The 18,421-nt window shown below is 67.8% G+C and carries 16 protein-coding genes; 13 read left to right on the top strand and 3 right to left on the bottom strand.

Features of this window, described 5'->3' with window-relative positions; all coding sequences use genetic code 11:
- Window positions 1-2 precede the first annotated feature (2 nt).
- Both XM50_RS18535 and rpoZ read right to left on the bottom strand, forming a co-directional pair.
- Window positions 3-998, bottom strand: coding sequence for a ferritin-like domain-containing protein (locus XM50_RS18535; protein WP_046411516.1), 996 nt, complete (start codon window positions 996-998; stop codon window positions 3-5).
- A 291-nt stretch (window positions 999-1,289) separates the two neighbouring features.
- A complete protein-coding gene (rpoZ, locus tag XM50_RS18530; RefSeq protein WP_046411514.1) occupies window positions 1,290-1,634 on the bottom strand; it encodes a DNA-directed RNA polymerase subunit omega in 345 nt (114 codons plus the stop codon).
- A 119-nt stretch (window positions 1,635-1,753) separates the two neighbouring features.
- On the opposite strand from rpoZ, the gene XM50_RS18525 reads away from it, so the two are divergent.
- From XM50_RS18525 to XM50_RS18515, 3 genes are all read left to right on the top strand, one after another.
- The gene (locus tag XM50_RS18525) at window positions 1,754-2,920 is read left to right on the top strand and encodes a phospholipase D-like domain-containing protein (RefSeq protein WP_046412011.1); all 1,167 of its coding nucleotides are present in this window, start codon (window positions 1,754-1,756) and stop codon (window positions 2,918-2,920) included.
- Between the two features lie 170 nt (window positions 2,921-3,090).
- Window positions 3,091-4,713 (top strand): hypothetical protein, encoded by a 1,623-nt coding sequence (locus XM50_RS18520; protein ID WP_046411512.1) that lies wholly within the window; start codon window positions 3,091-3,093, stop codon window positions 4,711-4,713.
- A 94-nt stretch (window positions 4,714-4,807) separates the two neighbouring features.
- Window positions 4,808-7,621, top strand: coding sequence for a TonB-dependent receptor domain-containing protein (locus tag XM50_RS18515; RefSeq protein WP_046411511.1), 2,814 nt, complete (start codon window positions 4,808-4,810; stop codon window positions 7,619-7,621).
- A 45-nt stretch (window positions 7,622-7,666) separates the two neighbouring features.
- On the opposite strand, the gene XM50_RS18510 is transcribed toward XM50_RS18515, so the two are convergent.
- Window positions 7,667-8,329 (bottom strand): prolyl hydroxylase family protein, encoded by a 663-nt coding sequence (locus XM50_RS18510; RefSeq protein WP_046411509.1) that lies wholly within the window; start codon window positions 8,327-8,329, stop codon window positions 7,667-7,669.
- A 129-nt stretch (window positions 8,330-8,458) separates the two neighbouring features.
- On the opposite strand from XM50_RS18510, the gene XM50_RS18505 reads away from it, so the two are divergent.
- The 10 genes from XM50_RS18505 to gspL all read left to right on the top strand — a co-directional run bounded on the left by XM50_RS18505 (window position 8,459) and on the right by gspL (window position 18,420).
- Window positions 8,459-9,292 (top strand): type II secretion system protein N, encoded by an 834-nt coding sequence (locus XM50_RS18505; protein WP_046411507.1) that lies wholly within the window; start codon window positions 8,459-8,461, stop codon window positions 9,290-9,292.
- Complete coding sequence (gspD, locus tag XM50_RS18500; protein WP_046411504.1) at window positions 9,289-11,496, top strand: type II secretion system secretin GspD; 2,208 nt, start codon at window positions 9,289-9,291, stop codon at window positions 11,494-11,496. Before XM50_RS18505 ends, gspD begins: the two co-directional genes overlap by 4 nt.
- 68 nt (window positions 11,497-11,564) lie before the next feature.
- On the top strand, window positions 11,565-13,091 hold the full coding sequence (locus XM50_RS18495; protein ID WP_046412009.1) for a GspE/PulE family protein: 1,527 nt from the start codon (window positions 11,565-11,567) through the stop codon (window positions 13,089-13,091).
- 38 nt (window positions 13,092-13,129) lie between these two features.
- A complete protein-coding gene (gspF, locus tag XM50_RS18490; RefSeq protein ID WP_046411502.1) occupies window positions 13,130-14,353 on the top strand; it encodes a type II secretion system inner membrane protein GspF in 1,224 nt (407 codons plus the stop codon).
- A gap of 8 nt (window positions 14,354-14,361) precedes the next feature.
- On the top strand, window positions 14,362-14,802 hold the full coding sequence (gene gspG, locus XM50_RS18485; protein ID WP_046411500.1) for a type II secretion system major pseudopilin GspG: 441 nt from the start codon (window positions 14,362-14,364) through the stop codon (window positions 14,800-14,802).
- A gap of 36 nt (window positions 14,803-14,838) precedes the next feature.
- Window positions 14,839-15,339 (top strand): GspH/FimT family pseudopilin, encoded by a 501-nt coding sequence (locus tag XM50_RS18480; protein ID WP_314470073.1) that lies wholly within the window; start codon window positions 14,839-14,841, stop codon window positions 15,337-15,339.
- Window positions 15,332-15,730: a type II secretion system minor pseudopilin GspI gene (gene gspI, locus XM50_RS18475; protein ID WP_046411498.1), complete on the top strand. Its 399-nt coding sequence runs from the start codon at window positions 15,332-15,334 to the stop codon at window positions 15,728-15,730. Before XM50_RS18480 ends, gspI begins: the two co-directional genes overlap by 8 nt.
- Window positions 15,727-16,359, top strand: a complete 633-nt coding sequence (gene gspJ / locus XM50_RS18470) for a type II secretion system minor pseudopilin GspJ (protein ID WP_082103209.1) — start codon at window positions 15,727-15,729, stop codon at window positions 16,357-16,359. Before gspI ends, gspJ begins: the two co-directional genes overlap by 4 nt.
- On the top strand, window positions 16,343-17,320 hold the full coding sequence (gene gspK / locus XM50_RS18465; RefSeq protein ID WP_046412003.1) for a type II secretion system minor pseudopilin GspK: 978 nt from the start codon (window positions 16,343-16,345) through the stop codon (window positions 17,318-17,320). The genes gspJ and gspK overlap by 17 nt, the downstream gene beginning before the upstream one ends.
- The gene (gene gspL / locus XM50_RS18460) at window positions 17,317-18,420 is read left to right on the top strand and encodes a type II secretion system protein GspL (protein ID WP_046411496.1); all 1,104 of its coding nucleotides are present in this window, start codon (window positions 17,317-17,319) and stop codon (window positions 18,418-18,420) included. The genes gspK and gspL overlap by 4 nt, the downstream gene beginning before the upstream one ends.
- Window position 18,421 lies beyond the last annotated feature (1 nt).

Below are 18,421 nucleotides of genomic sequence, written 5' to 3'. Positions count from 1 at the left end.
CCTCAGTTCGCGCCCGAGCGGCGCAGCGCCGGGTTCGGATTGTTGGTCCCGTTGGGGAAGAAGCCGCCCGATGTCGCCGCATTGGGCGTCAGGTACGCGATGTTGTGCACCTGTTCGGCGTTGCGGCTGAAGACGATCCCGTTGCTGTCGGTGGGGACGAAATTGGCGGTGAGGCCGAATTGCGTCTGCACCGGCGAGACACCGGAATCGTCATTGGCGACACGCTGGGGCGGTCCGGGCGAATTGACGTTGCCGTCGACCTGATTGCGCAGCGCGGAAATCTTGTCGGTGTCGGTCCACAAGGCGGGGATTTCCACCCCGCGGCGATAAAGCGCGCCGCGGATGATCCCGGCATGGAAGCCCTCCGCCGCGAGGATGCCGGCCGCCCCGTCGATATTGTCGATATCGCTGAGCAGCGGCGCCGCACCCTTGTAGGCTGTGACGCCGACATCCTCGAAAATATAGGCGGCGAGCAGGAAGTTATCGTCGCTGGCATAGGGATCGAACACCCCGCCGCTGGCCGACAGGTCGATCCCCGCCAACGTAGCGGCGGTGGTGAAGATCTGCGGCGACAGATCAATCGCCGGCTGGGCAACGACGGCGGAGCCCAGCACGCGCCGCAGCGTGGTGACATGCGCCAGTTCGTCCGAGGCGATTTCCCGCGCATATTGGATCACCACCGGATCCTGCAGGTTGGCCTTGCGCGCGCCGGTGGCGGCGCCCTGCGTCTGCGTTCCGGTCAGCAGATTGGGTGGAATGCCGGTGCCGATCGCGGCGAAGCTGTAGAATTGCGCCTCGAGATATTCGAGGTTGAGCGCGAAATTGAGGAGATCGGTATCGCTGGGCGCGGTGGATTGGGCCGCTGCACGCCCGGCGAGCCCGGCGGCGCCCAGACCGACCGCACCCGCGGCTGCCAGCTTGAAGAAGTCACGCCGCCCGGCGCCCCGCCGCGCCGCGCGTTCCTCGCGCATCAAGGTGAGTTGCTCGCTTTCAGCCATGGGTCTCTCCTTCCCGACATGCGCGATTCTGGCGGCCTGCTTCGTGCGCCACGCGCCGGAAGAGCTACAATCATCGAAGAAGGAAGGAGCCGCGATAGGGGAATAGACCTATCCGCCGTCGCGTAAGTCGCTGAATCCTCAAGCAGCTACTGGCGGACCTCGGCGACAGGAGGCCACGCCATCAACTCTGCGGGCAGCGAACGAGGACAACAAAAAAGCCGCGACGGATGCCGCGGCTTTTTTGGTTTTCAACGCTGGTGCGGCCGATCGCTGCGCCGGCCGACGCGGGCGTCAGCCGTCGTAGTCGGCACCCAGGTTCTGGTTGCGCGGCGGGGCAGCGGCGGTGAGGCGGAGCGCCTCTGCCGATGCGGCCAGCGAGCCGACGGCATCCGCCTCTTCCTCGTCGTCGATCTGGACGCGCTGCAGGCTCTGCACCACGGCTTCCTTCAGATCCTTGGGCTTGACCGTCTGTTCAGCGATCTCGCGCAGCGCGACCACCGGGTTCTTATCCCGATCGCGATCGATCGTCAGCTCGGCGCCACCGGACACCTGCCGCGCACGCTGTGCTGCGAGCAGAACCAGATCGAACCGGTTCGGGATCTTGTCGACGCAATCCTCGACCGTGACGCGCGCCATAGACGCTTCCTTCGCTTAACTATCGCTGGATGAAGGACGGCGATCTAGGGGAGGGGCTTGGGGAAGTCAAGAAAAGCGCGTCCTTGCCGCTGCGGGCCCGGACGGCCAAGGCAGGGCGGATGAACCATGCAGCGCCCTTCACCGTAGACGGAAACCGATTGCGCCTGCTGGTCGAGGGTCCGGAGCGGCTCGACGCGCTGATCGACCTGATCGCGGGGGCCACGCGATCGCTGCGCATTCTTTATTATATCTACGCCGATGATCAGGCGGGAGAGCGGGTGAATGCGGCGCTGATCGCGGCGGCGCGCCGCGGTGTCGACGTGAACCTGATCGTCGACGGATTCGGCAGCGACGAGGCCGCCGATCGGCGCTTCTTCGATCCGCTGGACGAGGCGGGGGTCCATGTCTGCCGCTTCGTACCGCGGCTGGGCCGACGCTACCTGCTGCGCAACCACCAGAAGCTGGCGCTGGCCGATGCGGAGGAGGCCAATCCGCGCATCATCATCGGCGGGTTCAACATCGAGGACGATTATTTCGGCACCACCGGCGACCAGGCGTGGCGCGATCTTGGCCTGTTGATGGAGGGGCCGGCGGCGGCGCGGATCGCCGGCTATTTTGACGCGCTTCGGGCCTGGGTGCGGTCCGATGACGGCAAGCTGCGCCACGTGAACCGTGCGTTGTCGCAGTGGAGCGAACATGCCGGGCCGGTGCGCTGGCTGATCGGCGGACCGACTCGGCGCCTGTCGCCCTGGGCCCGCGCGATCCGACGCGACATGAGCAAGGCACGCAGGATCGACATCATCGCGGCCTATTTCACGCCGAGCCCCAATCTGCTGCGGCGGATCGACAGGGCCGGGCGGCTGGGACAGCAGGTTCGTGTCGTCACGGCGCGCAAGTCCGACAACAATGCGACGATCGCCGCGGCGCGCTTCACCTATCGCGGGCTGTTGCGGCGGGGCATCCGGGTGTTCGAATATCTGCCGACCAAGCTGCACACCAAATTGTACGCGATCGACGATGCGGTTCACATCGGCAGCGCCAATTTCGACATGCGCAGCCTGTTCATCAACCTCGAGCTGATGCTGCGGATCGACGACCCGGCGTTCGCCGCCCATGTCCGGCAATATATCGATGGCGAGATCGCCCAGTCGGAGGAGATCACGCTGGACCGCTACATGGCGGCGACCGGCCTGTGGCAGCGGGCGAAGCAGTTCATCGCCTATCTGCTGGTCGGTGTCGCCGACCCGCTCGTCTCGCGCAGCCTGAACTTCGGCATCGACGAATAAAGCCGGCCGTGCGCTGTCACGGATCCGAAACAGTATCGTCACGCATCCGACCCTGAACCTCCACGCGGCTGTCACGCGCCGCGCCTAGCGGCGCTGGGGAGGGCGGCGGGCAATCAGCTCGACTCGCTTCCGGTCCAGGGGACGGACCGTCTGTTCAACGGGAGTGAGACATGCTGAGCTTCAGCCGCCGCAATCAGTTTCTTGCCGGTACCGCCTGCCTTTTGCTGGCCGCTTGTGGCGGCGCTGACGGCGTCGCTTCGCCGGGCGCGGGCAACATCGACGTGATCGTCACGCCGGCCCCGACCCCGACCCCCGCGCCGACCGGCACGCCGAACCCCGGCCCGATCACTGCGGCGCAGTTCGCGCTTGCGACGACGCAGAGCGGCGTCACCATCACCGCCGAAGAGCAGCTCGCCATCGTCAACGCGGGCGCCAACAACAACGTCAACGGCTTCGCGGGGCTGAACGGTGTCTATCCGGTCAGCGCGACCTCGCTGACCCCGGCGACGAACCCGGCCACGATCAACCCGTTCTTCACCGCGACGAACTTCGTCGGCGCGCTGAATGGCCCCAATGACACCTCGTTCCAGGGCTGGACCTGCAATTCGACCTCGGCGAATTTCGGTGGCACGACGGCTGCCTGCACCGCGGTGCCGAACATCGGCACGCTGGCGGCGGGCACGGCCTGCCCGACTGGCACGATCGATGACAATGTGACCGTCGGCGGCTTCAAGGCATGCCGCCTGCCGCAGACGATCACCACCAGCCTGACGCTGCCGAAGATCCCGGGGGTCTTCTACCGCTTCCGCGGGCAGACCGAAGTGGGCACCGATGTCGGCTCGACCGGCGCCGCCTCGGGCGTGGTGCTGACGATCGCGCCGGGCGTGGTGCTGGCGGCGGATTCGAGCGAGAGCTCCAACGACCTGATCCTCGTCAACCGCGGCGCGCAGATCAACGCGGTCGGCACCGCCGAAGCGCCGATCATCTTCACCGCGCAGCAGAATTTGACCAATAACGGGGTGTCGGAAGCCTCGCAGGGCTTCTGGGGCGGCCTCGTCATCCTGGGCCAGGCGCCGACCGCGGTGTGCGCCACGGGCACCGGCCCGAACAATGCAGGTGGCACCAGCACCAGCTGCCAGAACCCCATCGAGGGCGTGACCGGCCGCTTCTATGGCGGGCCGAACCAGGCGAGCAATTCGGGCACGCTGCGCTATGTCCAGATCCGCTATACCGGCATCGCGATCAGCGAGGGCAACGAGCTGCAGGGGCTGACGCTGGGCGGCACGGGCAGCGGCACGACGATCGACCACGTGCAGAGCCACAATTCGGCCGATGACGGGATCGAGATCTTCGGCGGCACGACCAACCTCAAATATTTTGCGGTGACCGGGTCGGACGACGACGCGTTCGACGTCGACAACGGCTGGCGCGGATTCATGCAGTTCATCATCGCCGCGCAGAAGCCGTCGGGCACGACCGCCGATTCCTTCGCGACCGAAATCGATTCGAACGGTTCGGAAGACCTGCTGCCGCGCACCTACGGCCGCTACGCCAACTTCACCTTCATCCAGACCACGCCGTCGGCGCCGGCCGCGATCCGCCTGCGTGGCGGTGCGGACTTCGCCTTCATCAACGGCGTGGTGAAATCCGCCGCCGGGCAGGCGTGCATCAACATCGTCGCCGGTGCGGGCGAGGGCGCGAACCGCACGACGATCCGGCCGGCGAATGCCGACCTGCAGGATGTCGGCCCGCCGACCTTCAACTCGGTCTATTTCCAGTGCCAGGGCCGCTGAGCCCCCTTCGGCATCCATGACCAAGGCGGGCCCCGGCGAGCGTTTCGACGCGGCCGCGGGCCCGCCCATTGCCATCTGACCGGAAGGCCCGACCATGCTGCGCCAGCGCACCGCTTATTCCACCCTGCTTCTTCTCACGACCACGCTGGTCGCGCCGGCCGCCCTGGCCCAGGTCGCGCCCTCCACGAGCACGCCTGCCGGGCCGCCGGCCACCAGCACCATGTCGACCGGCGTCGATCCCGCCCGGCCGCAGGTAGAAACCGCCGCTCAGCCCGACGCCGAACAGGGCGTCCCGGAGGTCTCCGCGCCGGGGATCGACGCCTCGTCCGGCGGTGACATCGTGGTGGTGGGGCGCAACATCCCCAATACGGTGCGCTCGACGGCGCAAGTCATCAGCGTACTGTCGAGCGCCGACATCGCGCGGACGGGTGAGGGCGACATCGCGGGCGCGCTGACGCGAGTCACCGGCCTGTCGGTGGTCGGCAATGGCTATGTCTTCGTACGTGGCCTCGGCGATCGCTATTCCTCGGCGCTGCTCAACGGATCGCCGCTGCCCAGCCCCGAGCCGCTGCGCCGCACCGTGCCGCTGGACATCTTCCCGACGACCATCGTCGGGTCGGCGCTGGTCCAGAAGACCTATTCGGTGAATTATCCGGGTGAGTTCGGCGGCGGCGTCATCAACCTGACGACCAAGGCGATCCCGGACGAGAATTTCGTCACGATCGGCGCGTCGGGCGGGATTGATACCCAGACCACCGGCAAGCTGGGCTATACCTATTACGGGTCCAAGACCGACTGGCTCGGTTATGACAATGGCGAGCGCAAGGTGCCGGATTTCATCCGCAACGGGGCGCAGGGCAGCGGCATCATCCCGACCGAGCAGGTGGCGCAGCTGTCCAATGCGCGCACCACGCTGCTCCAGCGCAACGGCGACATCCCGGCGAACTGGTCGGCCGACATCAACGTCGGCCTGACGGGCGATCTGGGAGCGGGGCGCGTCGGCATGATCGCGACCGGCAGCGTCTCCAACACCTGGCGCACCCGCGCCACGTTGCAGCAGGATACGATCAGCGAAGACGGCACGCTGCGCAACGATTTCAACACCGTCATCACCGACATGCGCGCGGTGGTGAACGGGATGCTCGGCCTCGGCTATGAGTTTGACGAGAACCGCATCCGCTGGACCAATGTCTATATCCACGACACGCTGAAGCAGGGGCGTGCCTCGGCGGCGACGGTGTACAACAATTCGTCGGGCAACCCGCTGTTCCAGCAGAACACCAACTGGTTCGAGCGGCAGCTGATCGAGACTCAGCTGGTCGGCGAGTTCAAGCCGGTCGAGGATCTGTCGCTGGACGTCCGCGGCGCTTATGCCAATTCCAAGCGCAATTCGCCGTACGAGCGGCAGTTCGTCTATAACTGCAACACCAGCTACAATGTGACGGGCGCCAATTCGGTCGGCGGGTCGGAGCTGCAATGCCCCGGCGTGTGGGAGGCGAGCAACTCGTTCGGCCGCTTTGCCACGGTGGTGTTCAGCGAGCTGAACGAGGATCTGTATTCGGGGCAGGCGGACGTCGCCTACAAGCTGCCGGGCGACCGGCCGTTCACGCTGTCGGCGGGCTATTATTACTCGCAGAACGAGCGGACCTCGACGCGCCTGCCCTACACCTACCAGACGGTCGCAGGCGGGGCGATCCCGTTCCCGTGCAACCTGTATCGCCCCGATTACCTGCTGTCGCCAGAGGTGCTGAACGGCTGCCCGGTGGCGACCACGGGAACACCGGCGAGCAATGCGGTGCAGCTGCGGTTCGATGCGGGCCTGAACGGATCGACCCGCTATGATGCGAGCCTGCTGATCCATGCCGGCTATGTGCAGGCCGAGGCGGAGGCGATCGACGGGGTGCGCGCGATCATCGGCGTGCGTTACGAAACCGCCAAGCAGACGGTGACACCGCTGGCGGCGCCGTCCACGCGGCTCAACAACGATTATTTCCTGCCGGCGGCGACGCTGACGTGGAATTTCGCGGCCGACATGCAGCTGCGGCTTGCGGCGGCAAAGACGATCGCGCGTCCGCAGTTCCGCGAGCTGGCGCCGCAGGCGTTCCGCGACTTCGAATCGGATCGCCTGTTCTTCGGCAACCCGTTGCTGCGCGACTCGGAGCTCTACAATCTGGAAGCGCGCTACGAATGGTTCTTCGACCGTGACCAGCGTCTGACCGCAGCGGGCTTCTACAAGAGGATCGACAATCCGATCGAGCAGGTCGGCTTCTATCCGACGCCGGATGCACGGTTGCAGACCGGCTTCACCTATCTGCCCAAGGCGACATTGTGGGGCGGCGAGATCGAGGCGCAGAAGTATTTCCCGCTCGATTTCATCTCGGAGAGCCTGGGCGGCAAGCGCGCGGTCCTCATTGCCAACTACACCTACACCCAGTCCAAGATCACGGCGAATTCCGAATGCGTGCCGAGCGTGCTGGGTGTGTCGCTTGGCGGATGCCCGGGTGGCTTCGCGCCGGCGAACCTCCAGTTCCGTGACGGCGCGCCGCTGACGGGGCAGTCCGACCATCTCGTCAACCTGCAGCTGGGCTATGAGGACAAGGACAATGAAACGCAGCTGACGCTGCTGTTCAACTACGCCAGCGACCGCGTGACCAACCGCGGGCCGTCGCTGCTGGGCGGTGTCGGGTTCCAGCCCGACATCATCGAGCGGCCCGGCATCCGGGTCGATTTCGTGGCGCGCCAGACGGTCGACTTCCTTGGCACGCGTGTCGAGATCAAGGGCGAGGCGCGCAACCTGTCCGGTACGAAATATCAGGAATATCAGACGTTCGAGGGCGGGCGCCGGGTGTATATCAACCGGTTCGAGCAGGGCCGGCTGTTCACGCTGGGCGCCAGCGTCACCTTCTGATCGGCCGGATGATACGGCTCTGCGCGCCCGGTGCGGCGCGCAGGGTCAGCCCCACGGGCGCTCGCGAAACCATTTGGTGATGACGTATTTGACGCCGGCGCGCACCTTCATCCCGTGGTGAATGGTGGCGGGATTGGGCGTGCCGTCGTCGCGGCGGTTGTTCCAGGCGACGAGCTTGCCCGGTTCGGGCTGGATCGTCTTGTCGAGCGCCTTGAAGCGGGTCGCGCCGCCGGCCTCGGGCGCGTTCAGATAGGCCATCACCGTCCAGGTGCGGTTTCCGGCGACCGCGCAGTAACGATGAAAGTCGATCCCGCCGGGCTCGAAATAGTCCGTGTGCGCCTTGAACTCCTGCCCGATCGCATAGCGCTGGCCCTGCAGCGGTTCGCCATAGGCGGGGTCGATCCCGGTCAGTTCGGCAATCGCCTGCTCCACGCGGTGAACCACCGGATGGGCCGCGGCAAGATCGCAGGTCTCGCTGGTGCGATATGCCGAATCGCCATTGGCGTCGGAGACGGTGGAGGGGCGGCGATCGGCCTCGATCAGCGCGATCAGCGCCGCGCAGGTCTCGGCATCCAGAAAGTCGCGTAGCAGGAACAGGCTGGCGCGCGGGGTAGGTACACGCTGCACCCCCGGGACAGCGGTGAGCCGTGCGGCGACGGTGCCATCATGGTCGCCGACGAGCCGGGGGTCGGGAGCAATATTCCGCATCGCCGCAGGGTGTGCCAGCCGATCGCGAGAGGGGCCAGTGCGGAATTATTACACTTGGCTGCAATCGCGCTGTAACATCACGGACATAGCGGCGGCCGGGCGGCGGCCGGGGCGGGGATTGGCAAGCACATGCGATTGAGTTTCGACGCTCGTGCGCGAGCGCTTCTGCGGCGGATCCCCGTGGTGAATGTGTATTCGCTGGCGGAACTGGCGCTGCTGGCGGCGCTGGCGGTGCAGGGCGCGCGGCTGGTGTGGACGGTGGTGACGCCGGTGACCCCGCTGGGTGAATGGCGGCCGGCGGGGCCGACATTGCCGATCGCGCCCGGCGAGGTGCTGCGCGGTTTCGATCCGTTCTACCGCATCAGCGGGGCGGCGAGCAGCGGTCCTGCCGTGGTGACATCGTTGCAGCTGAAGCTGTTCGGCACCCGCATCGACGAAGCGACCGGACGCGGCTCGGCCATACTGGCGGGCCCCGACGGGGTGCAGCAAAGCGTCGCGGTCGGCGAGGAGATCATCCCCGGCGTGGTGCTGCGCGCGGTGGCATTCGACCATGTCACGCTGGAGCGCGGCGGGGCGCGCGAGGACCTGTTCCTCGATCAGTCTGACGGCGCAGCGGCTGCCGCTGTCCCGGCTCCGGCGCCCGGCGTGCCGCAGCCGGCCGCCGCACCTACGACGGCAGGGATCACGGTCCAGCAGTTCCAGAACGAGATCGGCTTCGTGCCACGCGTCGAAGGCGGCCGGATGAACGGACTGGTAGTCCGGCCGGCGGGATCGGGCGCGGCCTTTCGGGCGGCCGGCCTGCGCGACGGCGATATCGTGACCGAGATTGGCGGGCGGGCGGTGCAGGGACCGGGTGACATCGAGCGGCTGTCCGCGCAATTTGCCGGTGGGGGCACGATCGGCCTGACGGTGGAACGAGGGGGGCAGACGGTGGCGTTGAGCGTTCAGGTGACCGGACAATGAAGCACTGGATCCTGGCATCGGCGCTCGCGCCGGTGCTCGCCGCAGCCGTGCTTGCCGCGCCGGTGCAGGCGCAGACCACGCTCAACGTGCGCGACGCCGACATTCGCGCGTTCATCGCCGATGCCGCCAAGGTCACGGGGCGTACCTTCATCATTGACAGCCGGGTGCAGGGCAAGGTGACCGTCGTCACTGACCGACCGCTCAGCCGATCGGAATATTTCGAGGTGTTCCTGTCCACGCTGCGCGCCAACGGGCTGGTGACGGTGCCGACCGCCAATGGCGCGCTGCGCGTCCAGCCGATCGAGAATGCCGCCGCCAATCCGGGGCGGATCGGCAGCGCGGGCGCGGCGCGCAACCAGTTCGTGACGGAGATCGTGCGGCTTCGTTCGGTCGATGCGCAATCGGCGGTGGATACGGTGCGGCCACTGGTGTCGGCGCAGGGATCGGTCAGCGCCAATCGCGCCGGCAGTTCGATCGTCATTGCCGATTTCGCCGACAATGTGCGCCGCGTGCGTGAAGTGCTGCGGCGGATCGATACCGACAACAATTCGACGCGGGTGATCGCGCTGCGCAATGCCGGCGCGCGCGATATCGCGACGGCGCTGCAGGGCCTGATCGGGACGCCCGCGCAGGGGCAGACGGCGACGGCCAGCGTGGTCGCGGTTGAAGGCGCCAACTCGGTCGCGCTGCGCGGTGACCCGACCACCGTCGCCCGGCTGGCGCAGGTCGCCGCGGATCTCGACCAGAAGGCAAAGAGCGGGACCGAGATCCGGGTCGTGTTCCTCGAACATGCCGATGCCGGGCAATTGCTGCCCGTCCTGCAGCAACTTGTCGGGCAAACGCCCGATACGATCCCGCAGAATCAGCTGAGCCAGTCGAATTTCGGCGCCTCTACCAATGGCGGAAACGCCGGCGGTCAACCCACGGTGAACACCGGCGGGCAAACGCAGAGCCAGGCGGCGCCGGGGGGCGGGGCCAGCGGCACGCCGGCGGTGCAGGCGCAGGGCGGCCGCGCGCCGGCGGTGGTGACACGCTTCGTCGGCGCCAATGCGATCGTCATCGCGGCGCCGGCCGATATCCAGCGCCAGTTGAGCGAGGTGGTCCGCCAACTGGATACGCGCCGCGAACAGGTGCTGGTGGAGGCGATCGTGGCGGAAGTGTCCGATCAGACGGCCAGCCGGCTCGGCTTCCAGTTCCTGCTGGGCAGCCTGTCGGGCGGGGCGTTCGGGGCGACGAGCTTCTCCAACACCGCGCCCAGCCTGTTGACCATCGCTGGCGCGGTCGCTGCGCGCGAGATCGGCGGGACCACCACCACCGTCGTCGGTGCCGATGGGTCGCGCACCACGACGAGCACGCCCAATCCCGCCGCCGACGCGCTGGCGCAACAGGCGCTGAATTCAGTGCTGGGGGCGAGCGGCGCCTTTGGCGGTTATGGCGGTACGCTGGGCGGCGACACGGTGTTCGGCGCGATCATCAATGCGGTGAAATCCGACACGACATCGAACCTGCTGCAGGCGCCGAGCCTCATCACGCTCGACAATCAGGAAGCGCGTATCCTGGTCGGCCAGGAAATCCCGATCACCACCGGCGAGGCGCTGAGCCAGAATTTCGACAACGCCTTCCGCACGGTGCAGCGCGAGAATGTCGGCATCCAGCTGGAGGTACGGCCGCAGGTGAACTCCAGCGGGTCGATCAAGCTGTTCCTGCACCAGCAGGTCAGTTCGATCGCCGGCCCGGTCAGCAACGACAATTCGGACCTGATCCTCAACAAGCGCGAGGTGGAGACCACGCTGACCGTCGACGACGGACAGATCGCGATCATCGGCGGCTTGCTGAGCGACGACGAGCGGCGCACATTGGAAAAGCTGCCGCTGCTGGGTGACATTCCGGTGCTGGGAAATCTGTTCCGATCAAAGGGCAAGCAGCGCACGAAGACGAACCTGATGGTCTTCATTCGCCCCACTATCCTGCGCACACCGGAGGACAACCGCCGGGTGACCGAGCAGCGCTACGGCTATCTGCGGTTGCAGCAGGGGCTGCATGATCCCGCGCGCGAGCCGTCGATCGACGAACTGGTGCGCGATTACATGGGGGCGGCGGCGCCGATCCCCTCCGCGCCGGTGCCGGGCAATATCGAGGATCCGAGGATCCAGGTGCCCGTGCAGCGCAATTCCGCCGTCACCATCAAGCGGCGCGACAGATGATCCGCACCGGGCACGACCTGTCTGTCGACGCGGAGGGGGCTGGTGTCGCCGGCACCATCCCTGACGCCATGGTCGTGCCCGATATCGGGGCGGATGCGCCGGACCCTGTGACCGGGTCTGCTGTCACCCCGGTGCTCGAGCTGGACTTTGTCGCGCTGCCCTATGCCTTTGCGCGCAAGTTCGGCGTGACGCTGTCGGGCGAGGCGGTGGCGTTGCGCGAGGGCGGAGATCCCAAGGCGCTGATCGAGGTGCGGCGTGTGCTGGGGCGTCCGTTCGACGTGGTCGTGCTGGAACCGGCGGCCTTCGACCGGCTGCTGGGCGACAATTATGCGATGGACGGTCAGGCGACCGCGCTTGCCGCCGTGGGCATGGGGGATGAGCTCGACCTGCTGGCCGACGGCATCCCCACTGCCGAGGATCTGCTCGACACGGCGGACGATGCGCCGGCGATCCGCCTGATCAACGGCGTGATCGCCGATGCGGCGCGCAACGGCGTGTCGGACATCCATATCGAGCCGTACGAGACCGGGCTGGTCGTGCGGATGCGGATCGACGGCGTGCTGCGCGAGACGCTGCGCATGCCGCCGCATGTTGCCCCGGTGGTGGTGAGCCGGATCAAGGTGATGGCGCGGCTCGACATTGCCGAGCGCCGTGTGCCGCAGGACGGGCGGATGGGGCTGACGCTGGGCGGCAAGCTGCTCGACGTGCGCGTGTCCACGCTGCCGAGCCGGGCGGGCGAGCGGGTGGTGCTGCGTATCCTCGACAAGGACAATGCCGGGATCGATCTCGACGCTTTGGGCATGTCGCGCGCGATGCACGATCTGCTGGAAGGGGCGATCAACGAACCAAATGGCATCGTGCTGGTGACCGGCCCGACCGGCAGCGGCAAGACGACCACACTCTACGCCGCGCTTCGTCTGCTGAACGACGGCAGCCGCAACATCCTGACGGTTGAGGACCCGGTTGAATATGCCGTCGAGGGGGTCGGCCAGACGCAGGTCAATGCCAAGGTCGGGCTGACCTTCGCCGCGGGACTGCGTGCGATCCTGCGTCAGGACCCGGACGTGGTGATGGTCGGCGAAATCCGCGACCGCGAGACGGCCGAGATCGCTGTGCAGGCCTCGCTGACCGGCCATCTGGTGCTCTCCACGGTGCACACCAATGACGCGATAGGCGCGATCACGCGCATGCGCGACATGAAGGTGGAGCCGTTCCTGCTCGCCTCCACGTTGCGCGCGGTGATCGCGCAGCGGCTGGTCCGGCGGCTGTGCCCGGCGTGCCGGCGCGCGGTGCCAGCGCATGACACGGTGGCACCGCTGCTGGGCATCGCGCGCGACGCGACCGTTTATGCTGCGCAGGGCTGTGCCGAGTGCAACGGCACCGGATACAAGGGCCGGGTCGGCGTGTTCGAGGCCATCCGCATCGACGATACCATACGCCGGATGATCAACGACGGGGCTGATGAAAGCGCCATCGCCGCCCATGCCTTTGCGCGCAGCGACACGCTGACCAGTGCGGCCCGCCGGATGGTGGAACAGGGCGTGACCACGGCCGAGGAGGCCGTGCGCGTGTCACGCCGTGATACCGATGGCTGAGCGACCCCTGGCCGGCGTCCGATCCATGGCGCGTTCGGATGGCTGATTTCGACTATCTGGCGATCGACACGCGCGGCCAGGAAATGCGCGGGCATATTGCCGCAGCGAGCATGGAGGCGGCGCGCGCGACGCTGGATCGCCGGCGGCTGTACGTGGTGAGGATCGCGCCGGGCAGTGCGCCGGCAGCGCGCGGTCGCCCGCTGTTCGGCCTGCAACTTGGCGCGCCGAAGATGTCGGCCAAGCAGCTGACGCTGTTCACGCGGCAGCTGGCGACGCTGTCGCGAGTCTCGCCGCTGGAAGAATCGCTGCGGACGATCACGCGCCAGACCGAACAGGACAAGGTTCGCGCCGTCGTGGAGAATGTCCATGCCGGCGTCGTCGAGGGGCGGCGGCTGGCCGATGCGATGGCGCGCGAGCCACGAAGCTTTCCGCCATTGTACCGCGCGATGATCGCGGCGGGCGAAAGCTCCGGCACGTTGCCGGCGATATTGGAACGGCTGTCGACGCTGCTCGAGCGGCAGACAGAAATACGCGGCAAGTTGCTGACCGCGCTCGCCTATCCCGTCATTCTCGCGCTTGTCGCGACTGGCGTGGTGGCTGCGCTGATGATCTTCGTCGTCCCGCAGGTGGTGGAGCAGTTCGACACGGTGGGGCAGCAACTGCCGCTGCTGACCCGCATCGTGATCGGCATCTCGGACTTGCTGGTCCGCTGGTGGTGGCTGATGCTGCTGGTGCTTGGCGCCGCGGTCGCCGGGTTTGTCGTCGCGCTGCGTCAGCCACCGATCCGGCTGGCGTTCGACAGCTGGTTGCTGCGGATCCCCTTGCTGGGACGGCTGCTGCGCGATCTTCATGCCGCGCGCATGGCGCGTACTCTGGCGACGATGGTGGCGAGCCGTCTGCCGCTGCTCGAGGGGCTCACGCTCACCGCCGGCACGATCCACAACCGGCGGCTGAAGCTGGCGTCGGATGAGATCACCGACGCGATCCGTGGCGGCGGCAGCCTGTCCGCGGCGATGCGGCGCGCCGGCGTATTCCCCCCGCTGCTCACCTATCTTGCGGCGTCGGGCGAGGCGGCGGGGCAGCTCGACGAAATGCTGGAGCGCGCCGCCGACTATCTGGAGCGCGAGTTCGATCGCTTCACCGCGACGGCGATGTCGCTGCTGGAACCGGCCATCATCGTCGTCATGGGCGGCGTGGTGGCGACGATCGTGCTAGCGATCCTGCTTCCCATCCTCCAGCTCAACACGCTGGCCGGGCAATGAGAGACATTATGCGAACACAGACCAACAAGCGTCGGAAGAAGAACGGCTTTACCCTCGTCGAGCTGATGGTGGTGATCGTCATCATCGGCCTGCTGGCGACGATCGTCGCGCTGAACGTGATCCCTTCGGGCGATACGGCGCGGGTGCAGAAGGCGAAGGCCGATATCGCCACGATCGAGCAGGCGCTGGAAATGTACCGGCTGCAGCAGAGCAATTACCCGACCACGGCGCAGGGGCTGGCGGCGCTGACGTCCGCGCCCGCCGGGCTTGCCAATCCGGCGGCCTATCAGGCGGGCGGCTATATCAAGAAGCTGCCGGATGACCCGTGGGGCAATGCCTATCTCTACGCCTCGCCGGGCAAGCATGGCGCGTTCGACGTCTGGACCAACGGCGCCGACGGGAAGGAAGGCGGCGAGGGGATCAATGCCGATATCGGATCCTGGCAGTAAGCGGCCGATAGAGGCTGGCCAGAGCGGCGAGGCCCGATGATGCGATCAGCCCGGTCCCGATACTGGACCCGCGAGCGCCCCGGTCCGGCGTGGCGGCGCGATGCGGGGTCGCGCGGGTTCACGCTGGTCGAACTGATGATCGTCATCACCATCATCGGCCTTGCCTCCGCCATTGCCGTGCTGGCGATGCCCGACCCGCGCGGCCGCCTGATCGATGAGGGCGCGCGCTTTGCGACGCGCGTGCGTGCCGCGCATGATGCCGCCGTCATTGGCGGGCGGCCGGTCAGCGTCTGGGTGGATCGCAGCGGCTACGGCTTTGACGAGCGGCGCGGTGGCCAATGGATGGCATTGGCGGACAAGCCGCTGCGCGTATCGCAATGGGGGGAGGGGACCGAGGCGCTGGTGGCCGAGCGGACGCGGGTGACATTTGATCCGACCGGCATGGCCGACCGCGCACTGGTGGTGCCGTTGCGGCGTGAGCGGACCCGCGTGACGGTGACGCTGGGGTCGGACGGAGGCGCGCGGGTCGATGGCTGAACCTGCTCCGCGAGGCGGCGGCAGCGCCGGATTCACGCTGATCGAGGTGATGGTCGCGCTGGCGGTGTTCAGCCTGGCTGCGCTGGCGCTGATCCGGCTGGAAGGCGCGACGATCCGCTCCACCGCACTGCTCGGCGATACGGTGGTCGCCCAGATGGTGGCGCGTAATGTCGCAATCGATGCGGTGACGTCGGCGCGCGCGCCGGCGCTCGGCCGGGCGGCGGGGGTGGAGCAAAATGGCGGGCGGGCATGGCGCTGGGTGCGCGATGTTCGCCCGACCGGCGACGCGCGTATCCTGAGGATCGACGTCGCGGTGGCGGATGCGCAGGGGCGGCCGCTGGGTCGATTGACCATGATCCGGCCGCCGCAGCTCGAGGTTCAGATATCGTGACCGCCCGGCCCGCCCGGCGCCGCGCCAACGGCTTCACCCTGGTCGAGGTGATGGTGGCGCTGATGATCTTTGGCATGATCGCCTCCGCCGGGGTCGGGCTGCTGGCGTTCAGCGTGCGTGCGCAGGGTGCGACGGTCGAGCGGCTGGACGATGTCGGGGCGCTGGCGCGCCTGTCGTCATTGATGGGGGCCGATCTGGCGCAGGCGATCGACCGGCCGGCACGTGACGAGCGGGGCACGCGCTTTCCCGCCTTTGTTGGCAACGAGAATAGCGTGACCCTGGTGCGTGCCGGCTGGAGCAATATCGACGCGCAACCACGATCGACGCTGCAGAAGGTCAGCTATCGGCTGGCAGGCGACGCGCTGGAGCGGATCGCATGGCCGATGGTGGACGGCGCGCCGGCGCTGCCGGCAGCGACGACGATCACCGGCGTCCGGGGCGTGCGGATGCGTTATCGGGTCGCTGGCGCCTGGAACGACCGCTGGGATGGCGTGCCGGGTGCGCCGCTGCCCCAGGCGTTCGAGCTGGCGATCCAGCGTGATGACGGCACGGTGTTTCGCCAGATGTTCCTGGTTGGGAGCGGTGCGCCGCCGCGGCCGCGTGAGCAACCCGATGCGCCGCAAACGTGAGGGGGAGCGCGGTGCCGCGCTGCTTACCGTCCTGCTGCTGGTGGCGATCATCGCGGTGATGGCGGCGACCGCGCTGGAGCGATTGCGGCTGTCGACACGGCTGACCGCCAACGCGGTCGCACTGGATCAGGCGCGCGCGCTGGCCTTTGCCGCAGAGGCGCTGGCCACGGGGCGGATCACCGACATGCTGCAACGCGAGCCCGGCCGGATCACGTTGGCAGGCGGCTGGAGCGACCGACCCTATACGATCCCGCTGCCGGGCGGGGTTGCCACCGCGCGCGTGACCGACGGGGGAAACTGCTTCAACCTCAACAGCCTGGTGACCGATCTTGATGGCGTTTATGTCGCCGATCCGACCGCGGTGACTCAGTTCGCGCGGCTTGCCCGGCTGCTCAACGTGCCGGGCGGCGACGGAATTGCCGCCGCCGCAGCGGACTGGATCGACAGCGATGACCAGCCGCTTGGCGCGGGGGCGGAGGATAGCGCTTATGGTGGGCTGGCGACGCCGTACCGGACCGGCGGCACGCTGATGGTCGACCCCAGCGAGTTGCGTGCGGTGGCCGGCGTGACGGCGGAGGCCTATGCCAAGCTGCGCCCGTGGCTGTGCACGCTGCCCACCGCCGAACGATCGCGGCTGAACGTGAACACGCTGACGCCGGAGCAGGCGCCCTTGATCGCCATGCTGTTGCCGGACACGCTGGGCGTCGATCAGGCGCGCGCGTTGCTGCTGCGCCGTCCGGCGGCTGGCTATGGCGAGATAGCCGATTTCTGGAAGCCCTTGTCCGAACAGGGGATTACGCCCGATCCGGCGGCGCAGCAGCAGGCCGATGTGAAGACGAAATGGTTCGACCTGCGGGTCGACGTGACGGTCGCGAACAGCGAATTGCAGGAGCGGGCGTTGATCGACGCGACGCGGCTGCCGGCACGGCTTGTTTCGCGGCAATGGGGGGAATTGTCATGACGGCCACGCTGCTTTTCCTGCCGCCCGGCGCCGATGATCCGTGGCAGTGGCTTCGGATCGACCGGGATGCGATCGTCGATCGCGGTGAGGGGCTGCCCGAGGGAGACGCGGGGACGGTGATCGCGGTGGCGCCGGCCGATGCGGTGACGCTTCACTGGGCGGATATCCCGGCGCGCTCCGCCGCGCAGGCCGCCGCCGCGGCGCGCATTCTGGTCAGCGATGCGAGTGCGTCGCCGATCGAGCGGCTTCATGTGGCGGTGGGGGCGGCCGAAGCGGGGGGCGGCGAGACCGACCCGCGCGAGCGCCCGATCGGCGTGGTGGCGGCCGAGCGGATGCGCGCGTGGCTCGACGCGCTGGCCGGAATCGGCATCGATCCGTCGGCCGTTATTCCGGCACCGATGCTGCTGCCGCGGCCCGATAGCGGATATGTTCGGGCACAATTCGGCCCCCAATCTGTGGTGCGTGGCCCGTCGAGCGGCTTTGCCGATGAAGCGCGGCTGACCGCGCTGATCACTGGCGACGATTCGCCCGAATCGTTGGGACGCGATGCACTGGATGCCGCCATCGTGTCGGCGGTCAGCCGGCCCGAGCTGGACCTGCGGCAGGGGCCGTTTGCGAAGCGTCGGCGGCGGGCGATCGACTGGCGGCTGGTGCGTCGGCTGGCGGTGCTGGGCGGGTTGATCCTGCTGGCCACGCTGGCGATCGACGTGGTTCGGATCGCCAAATATTCCGCCGCTGCCGACGCCGCCGACGCGCGGGCCGAGGCGATCGCGCGTGACGGATTGCCGCGCGGCGCGGATCAGGGCGATGCGGATCGATTGCTGGCGGAACGGCTGGCGCGGCTGCGCGGACCCGGCGCCGGCTTCACCGCGACCGCGGCGGCGCTGTCGAGCGCGGTGCGCGGCGTCGCGGGCACCGAATTGGTGGCGCTAACCTTCGAGCCCAACGGTACCTTGCGCGCGACCGTCGCGGCGGAAGGGGAGGCGCAGGCCAACCAGATCGTTGCCCGGCTGCGCGAGGCCGGGTTCGTCGTGACCGCGAGCACGTTCGAGTCGAACGGCCAGCGCCTGCGCGGCGATGTGACGGTGGCGCTGCCATGAG

Origin of the sequence: Sphingomonas sp. Ag1, from assembly GCF_000980895.1 — a bacterium.
GTDB lineage: Bacteria > Pseudomonadota > Alphaproteobacteria > Sphingomonadales > Sphingomonadaceae > Sphingomonas > Sphingomonas panaciterrae.
Note: the sequence above shows the minus strand (reverse complement) of the source record. Positions and strands in the feature narration are given on the sequence as shown.

Bases quoted from the DNA above. Each gene is read 5' to 3' on its own strand.
- XM50_RS18535 (WP_046411516.1), bottom strand. From the start codon at position 998: ATGGCTGAAAGCGAGCAACTCACCTTGATGCGCGAGGAACGCGCGGCG.
- rpoZ (WP_046411514.1), bottom strand. From the start codon at position 1,634: ATGGCGCGCGTCACGGTCGAGGATTGCGTCGACAAGATCCCGAACCGG.
- XM50_RS18525 (WP_046412011.1), top strand. From the start codon at position 1,754: ATGAACCATGCAGCGCCCTTCACCGTAGACGGAAACCGATTGCGCCTG.
- XM50_RS18520 (WP_046411512.1), top strand. From the start codon at position 3,091: ATGCTGAGCTTCAGCCGCCGCAATCAGTTTCTTGCCGGTACCGCCTGC.
- XM50_RS18515 (WP_046411511.1), top strand. From the start codon at position 4,808: ATGCTGCGCCAGCGCACCGCTTATTCCACCCTGCTTCTTCTCACGACC.
- XM50_RS18510 (WP_046411509.1), bottom strand. From the start codon at position 8,329: ATGCGGAATATTGCTCCCGACCCCCGGCTCGTCGGCGACCATGATGGC.
- XM50_RS18505 (WP_046411507.1), top strand. From the start codon at position 8,459: ATGCGATTGAGTTTCGACGCTCGTGCGCGAGCGCTTCTGCGGCGGATC.
- gspD (WP_046411504.1), top strand. From the start codon at position 9,289: ATGAAGCACTGGATCCTGGCATCGGCGCTCGCGCCGGTGCTCGCCGCA.
- XM50_RS18495 (WP_046412009.1), top strand. From the start codon at position 11,565: ATGGTCGTGCCCGATATCGGGGCGGATGCGCCGGACCCTGTGACCGGG.
- gspF (WP_046411502.1), top strand. From the start codon at position 13,130: ATGGCTGATTTCGACTATCTGGCGATCGACACGCGCGGCCAGGAAATG.
- gspG (WP_046411500.1), top strand. From the start codon at position 14,362: ATGCGAACACAGACCAACAAGCGTCGGAAGAAGAACGGCTTTACCCTC.
- XM50_RS18480 (WP_314470073.1), top strand. From the start codon at position 14,839: ATGATGCGATCAGCCCGGTCCCGATACTGGACCCGCGAGCGCCCCGGT.
- gspI (WP_046411498.1), top strand. From the start codon at position 15,332: ATGGCTGAACCTGCTCCGCGAGGCGGCGGCAGCGCCGGATTCACGCTG.
- gspK (WP_046412003.1), top strand. From the start codon at position 16,343: ATGCGCCGCAAACGTGAGGGGGAGCGCGGTGCCGCGCTGCTTACCGTC.
- gspL (WP_046411496.1), top strand. From the start codon at position 17,317: ATGACGGCCACGCTGCTTTTCCTGCCGCCCGGCGCCGATGATCCGTGG.